The sequence below is a fragment of the Archangium sp. genome, from assembly GCF_036389735.1.
Classification (GTDB): Bacteria; Myxococcota; Myxococcia; order Myxococcales; family Myxococcaceae; genus Archangium.
The window spans coordinates 1-5,351 of the sequence record NZ_DASVWK010000219.1; the positions used below are offsets into that span (position 1 = coordinate 1).

A 5,351-nucleotide genomic window follows, 5' to 3' on the forward strand; every position below is an offset into this window, starting at 1 on the left:
GAGCGTCTTCGAGAACTGGATCGACCAGCCCCACGGGCTCATCCTCGTCACCGGCCCCACGGGCAGCGGCAAGACGACCACGCTCTACTCGACGCTCAAGGCGGTGGCCGGCCCGGAGGTGAACGTCACCACCATCGAGGACCCCATCGAGATGGTGTGGGACGGCTTCAACCAGGTGCAGGTGCAGCCCAAGGTGGGGCTCGACTTCGCCGGGGCGCTGCGCCACATCCTCCGCCAGGACCCGGACGTCATCATGGTGGGTGAGATCCGAGACCCGGAGACGGCGGATAACACCATCCAGGCCGCGCTCACGGGCCACCTGGTGCTCTCCACGTTGCACACCAACGACTCCATTGGCGCGGTGGCGCGTCTGAAGGACCTCGGGGTGCCGCCCTTCCTGCTGGCGCAGAGCCTCATCGGCATCATGGCCCAGCGACTGATGCGGCGGGTGTGCCCGCACTGCGCGCAGCCGACGACGCTCACCCCGGATGAGCTGAACATGCTGGGCGCACCCCTCCCGCTACTGCCGGGCGGAGTGAATATCGTCCGGGGCGCCGGGTGTGTCCGCTGCCGCGGTACCGGGTACTGGGGCCGCACGGGTGCCTTCGAGATCGTCAACATGGGCAACGAGCTGCGCGAGCACATCTCCCGGGGCTCCAGCCACGAAGTCATGGTCGACGCGGCCCGCCGGGCCGGCACGCGCACCCTGCGCGAGGCGGCGGTGCGCAAGCTGGCCATGGGCCTCACCTCCTTCGAGGAGGTGGTGCGCATGACCTCCGTGTCGTGAGCCGAGCGCTCGCTCCGTCCTCTGTTGGGTAGGCCACGCCCGGCGGAGGACGGGGGATTTCCGAAATTCTCCCAGCGGCGGGCGGTTACGCTCCGCGTGCGCGGCGCACCTTTCACGAGAGGCGAGCCATGGCGGGAGGAAAGATCGGTATGTCGAGACGTGACTTCGTCGGCTACGGCACGACGGCAATGGCGATGGCGGGAGCGGGCGAGCTGTTGAGCGGCTGCGCGACTACACAGCGGGCGGGGCCGGGAGGGCCGTCGGACTCCATCGGGTACTTCGCCCGCTTCGGCGTGGACGAGCACCTCATCCGCGAGACGCTCGCCGCCGCGCTGTCGCGGGGCGGGGACTACAGCGACCTGTTCTTCCAGCACCGGGTGTCCACCTCCATGGCGCTCGAGGACGGCGCGGTGAACAAGGCGTTCACCACCGTGGAGCTCGGCGTTGGCGTGCGCGTCATCAAGGGCGACCAGACGGGGTACGCCTTCACCGAGGAGCTCACGCTCGAGGCGATGCGCAGCGCGGCCCGGACGGCGGCGGCGATCGCCGATGGCCCCGCGCGGCCCGGCCCCCAGAGCTTCCACGTCTACAAGGAGCTGCCGCGGCGCTACGTGCTCCAGATGCCCTGGGACGCGGTACGCCCCGAGCAGAAGCTGCCCATCCTCGAGGGGCTGAACGCGTCGGCCTTCAAGAAGGATCCGCGCGTGGCCAAGGTGACCCTCTCCTTCTCCGACGAGCACGGCGCGGTCCTCATGGCCGACAGCAACGGGCGGCTCGTGGAGGACGTGCAGCCGATGACGACCCTCTACCTCTCGTGCGTGGCCGAGCAGAACGGCCGGCGCGAGCAGAACACCTATGGCGTCGCCGGGCGCGCGGGGCTGGAGTTCTACTCGACGGAGCGGCTGGAGCGCGTGGTGCGCGAGGCGGTGGATCGCACGACGATCCTCTTCGAGGCCGTGCAGCCGCCCGCCGGGGAGCTGCCGGTGGTGCTCGCGGCGGGCTCCTCGGGCATCCTCCTGCACGAGGCGATCGGCCATGGCATGGAGGCCGACTTCAACCGCAAGGGCACGTCCATCTACGCGGACAAGCTCAACAAGCCCATCGCCCACCCCTTCGTGAACATCGTCGACGACGGCACGAACGAGCATGCGCGCGGCGCCATCAACGTGGATGACGAGGGCAACGTGCCCGACAAGACGATGCTGGTGGAGAACGGCGTCCTCACCACGTACCTGCACGACTCCATCTCGGCCAGGCACTTCAAGGTGAAGCCCACGGGCAACGGCCGGCGCGAGAGCTACCGGCACGCGCCGCTGCCGCGCATGCGCTCCACGTACATGCTGCCGGGCCCGCACAAGCCCGACGAGATCATCGCGTCGGTGAAGAAGGGCATCTACTGCTCGAACTTCACCAACGGGCAGGTGAACATCGGCGCGGGCGACTTCACCTTCTACGTGAAGAACGGCTACCTCATCGAGGATGGCAAGCTGACCCGGCCCATCAAGGACGTGAACATCATCGGCAACGGGCCCAAGGTGCTGGAGAAGGTGGACATGGTGGCCGACGACCTCGTCATCGACGAGGGCGGTTGGACGTGCGGCAAGGACGGGCAGGGCGTGCCGGTGTCGCAGGGGATTCCCACCGTCCGGGTCGCTTCCATCACCGTGGGTGGGCGCAACTCATGAGGGAAGCCGACATGAGCACGACGAACCCCCCGAGCCTGTCGGAGGTCGCGCGGCAGGCGGTCGAGCTGGCGCGCCAGAAGGGCGCTTCCGAGGCCGCCGCCAACGCGGGCCGCGCGCGCTCGGTCGAGGTGCAGTGGCGCGATGGTCAACTGGAGAAGGTCGCCGAGGCCACGACGCGCAACCTGTCGCTCCAGCTCTATGTGGACGGCCGGTACTCCGCGGTGTCCACGAGCGACCTGCGCCCGGAGGCTCTGGAGCGGTTCATCGTGGATTCCATCGCGATGGCGCGGGTGCTGGCGCGTGACGAGTTCCGCCGGCTACCGGAGCCCGAGCTCTACCAGGGACGCGCCCAGGTCGACCTGTCGCTGGAGGATCCTCGCCAGGCGGAGCTCACCGCCGAGCAGCGCAAGCGCTACGTGCAGGAGCTGGAGGCGGCCGCCCGCGCGGTGGACACGAAGGGCGCCATCCTGTCCGTCACCACGGGGTTCGGAGATACCCTGCGAGAGGCGTACCGCGTCAGCTCGAACGGCTTCGAGGGGGGGATGCGCGGGACGCAGTTCTCCGCCTCGGCGGACGTGAGCGTGAAGGACTCGGACGGACGCCGGCCGGAGGAGAGTGACTACTCCGTGGCGCGCTTCCTGGAGAACCTGACGGACGCGGCCACCCTGGGCCGCGGGGCGGGGGAGCGGGCCCTGGGGCGCCTCGGCACGACGAAGGGCGCGTCGGCCGTGCTGACGATGGCGGTGGACAACCGGGCCGCGGGCCGGCTCGTGTCGATGCTGCTCGGGCCGATGACGGGCGCGGCCATCCAGCAGAAGCGCTCGTTCCTCGATGGGAAGCTCGGCCAGCAGGTGGGGAGCGAGCGGCTCTCGCTCACCGACGAGCCCCACCTGAAGCGGGGCCTGGGCTCGCGCCTGTTCGACGGGGAGGGCCTCGCGGCCCGGCCGATGCCCCTCTTCGAGGGGGGCGTGCTGAGCACCTACTTCATCGACAGCTACTACGGCCGGAAGCTGAAGGCGCGCCCGACGACGGGCAACCCCTCGAACCTGTCCTGGAAGCTGGGGGACAAGCCGCGGGAGGCGCTGCTGGCGGACCTGAAGGAGGGCATCCTCGTGACGGCCTTCCTCGGGGGCAACTCGAACGCCATCACGGGGGACTTCTCCTTCGGCATCCAGGGGTTCCGCGTGCGCGGCGGGAAGCTCGCCGAGCCGGTCGGAGAGATGAACATCTCCGGCAACCAGCTGGACCTGTGGAAGCGGCTCGTCGCCGTGGGCAATGACCCCTTCACCCACAGCGCCATGCGCACCCCGACCCTCGTCTTCGAGGGCGTGCAGTTCGCGGGCGTGTAGCCCACGCCGCGGTCCAACGGACGGCTACGCGGGCTCGATGAAGTTGAGCCGGTAGCCGTCGGGGTCCGTGACGACGACCTCCCGCGTGTACCACGGCTGGCGGGTCGGCCCGTCGACGCTGGCCCCGAGGGCCTGGGCGCGGCTGGCCACCTCGTCCACGCCCACGGCGCCAATCCGGAAGCCCAGCAGCACGCCCACGCCCCGCCGGCCCTCCATCTGGAGCGCCGCGGGCTGGGTGACCAGGTACACCTCCGCCTGGCCCTCCCACTGAAGGCGGATGAAGGGCGGCTCCGCGGCCACTCGCTTGAACCCGAGGGCCTCGTAGAACCGCGCCGAGCGCTCGGCGTCCGAGACGAGCAACTTCACGAACGACGACGTCAGTTGATCGCCTTCCATGGAGCGGCCTCTAGAAGCGCGCCTGCATCAGCAGGTTGAAGCCCAGGGCGTTGGGCTTCTCGAAGCTGGGCTGCGCGACGCCGAAGACGTCATCCCGGAACGTCGTCCGGTTGGTGTCGTAGGTGTAATAGACCTCGCCCAGCGCGGAGACGCTCTCGGACAGGTCCCACCGGAAGGTGCCCTTCGCGGAGATGATGGGCTCGGCCTCGCAGACCTCGTTGTTGGCCCCGCACGTGGTGGGCAGGATGCTCAGCACGTTGACGTCACGCACCACCACCGTGCGCGTGCCCGTCAGCCCCGGCGGCGGGTTGTTGCCGCCAAAGAGCGGCTGGGGGCTGCGGAACGACGCCGGCTGCTGCACGCCGACGATGAAGCCCGGGGTGAAGTGCATCCGGGGGAAGTGGTAGTCCGCGCCCGCGGCGATGAACATCTCCGGATTCACCTCCGTGCCGTCCGGGAAGTCGGTGAAGGGCGGCAGGCCGGGCACCTCGAACTGGATGAAGGACAGGCTGCGGTACAGGCCCAGCACGTGGAAGCGCCAGTAGTTCAGCTTCGCGCGCGCCTGGAGCGCCACCGCCGTGGAGTCCTGCGGCACCGTGCGGCCGAATACGTCCGGATCCGACAGCGACTGCACCAGGTAGCTGCCCTCCAGCGACACGGAGTAGGCGAGCCCGCCCGGGTACTGCTCCGGGGTGAAGAAGCGCTGGTAGAGGTCCGGATCGTTCCGGTACAGCCGGAAGTCCACGCTCGTGCCCACCGGGACGCCCACGTGGTAGACGGCCTGCGCGGACACGCCCGCCGAGTTCACCGGCGCCTCGACGCCCAGCGCGGCCAGTCCCGGGACGATTCCCTTCTGGAAGTAGCCGCCGCCGGCCTCCAGGCGCAGCGTCTCCAGCACGTCCCACCCGGCGCCAGCCATGAAGCCGTAGAGCGTCTCCTGCTCCTTGATGAGATCGTTGAGCACGAGCGCCGTCTTGCCGCCCACGTACGCGTACCACTTGTCCCGCGTGAGCTGGAGCTTGGCGCCCGGCACGCCCGCCGCGGTGGCGCGCGTGGTGAAGACGCCGCTGCCACCCCAGGAGATGCGGTAGGCGTAGCCGAGGCGGAAGCGGTCCGCGGACACCGGGAAGCCGG

Annotated in this window: 5 protein-coding genes; 3 read left to right on the forward strand and 2 right to left on the reverse strand. The window is 69.7% G+C overall.

Translation table 11 applies throughout. The features are described from left to right. From VF794_RS08125 to VF794_RS08135, 3 genes are all read left to right on the forward strand, one after another. Nucleotides 1-787: GspE/PulE family protein (locus VF794_RS08125; protein WP_331108611.1), on the forward strand; the 787-nt coding region annotated here is incomplete at its 5' end. A 149-nt stretch (nucleotides 788-936) separates the two neighbouring features. After that, a complete protein-coding gene (locus VF794_RS08130; protein ID WP_331108612.1) occupies nucleotides 937-2,472 on the forward strand; it encodes a TldD/PmbA family protein in 1,536 nt (511 codons plus the stop codon). Between the two features lie 11 nt (nucleotides 2,473-2,483). After that, nucleotides 2,484-3,821 (forward strand): TldD/PmbA family protein, encoded by a 1,338-nt coding sequence (locus tag VF794_RS08135; protein ID WP_331108613.1) that lies wholly within the window; start codon nucleotides 2,484-2,486, stop codon nucleotides 3,819-3,821. A 24-nt stretch (nucleotides 3,822-3,845) separates the two neighbouring features. Here the strand turns inward: VF794_RS08135 and VF794_RS08140 are convergent, their stop codons facing one another. Next, nucleotides 3,846-4,217 (reverse strand): VOC family protein, encoded by a 372-nt coding sequence (locus VF794_RS08140; protein WP_331108614.1) that lies wholly within the window; start codon nucleotides 4,215-4,217, stop codon nucleotides 3,846-3,848. 10 nt (nucleotides 4,218-4,227) lie between these two features. Then, nucleotides 4,228-5,351, reverse strand: a 1,124-nt coding sequence (locus VF794_RS08145) for a hypothetical protein (protein ID WP_331108615.1), incomplete at its 5' end; no start/stop codon positions are given.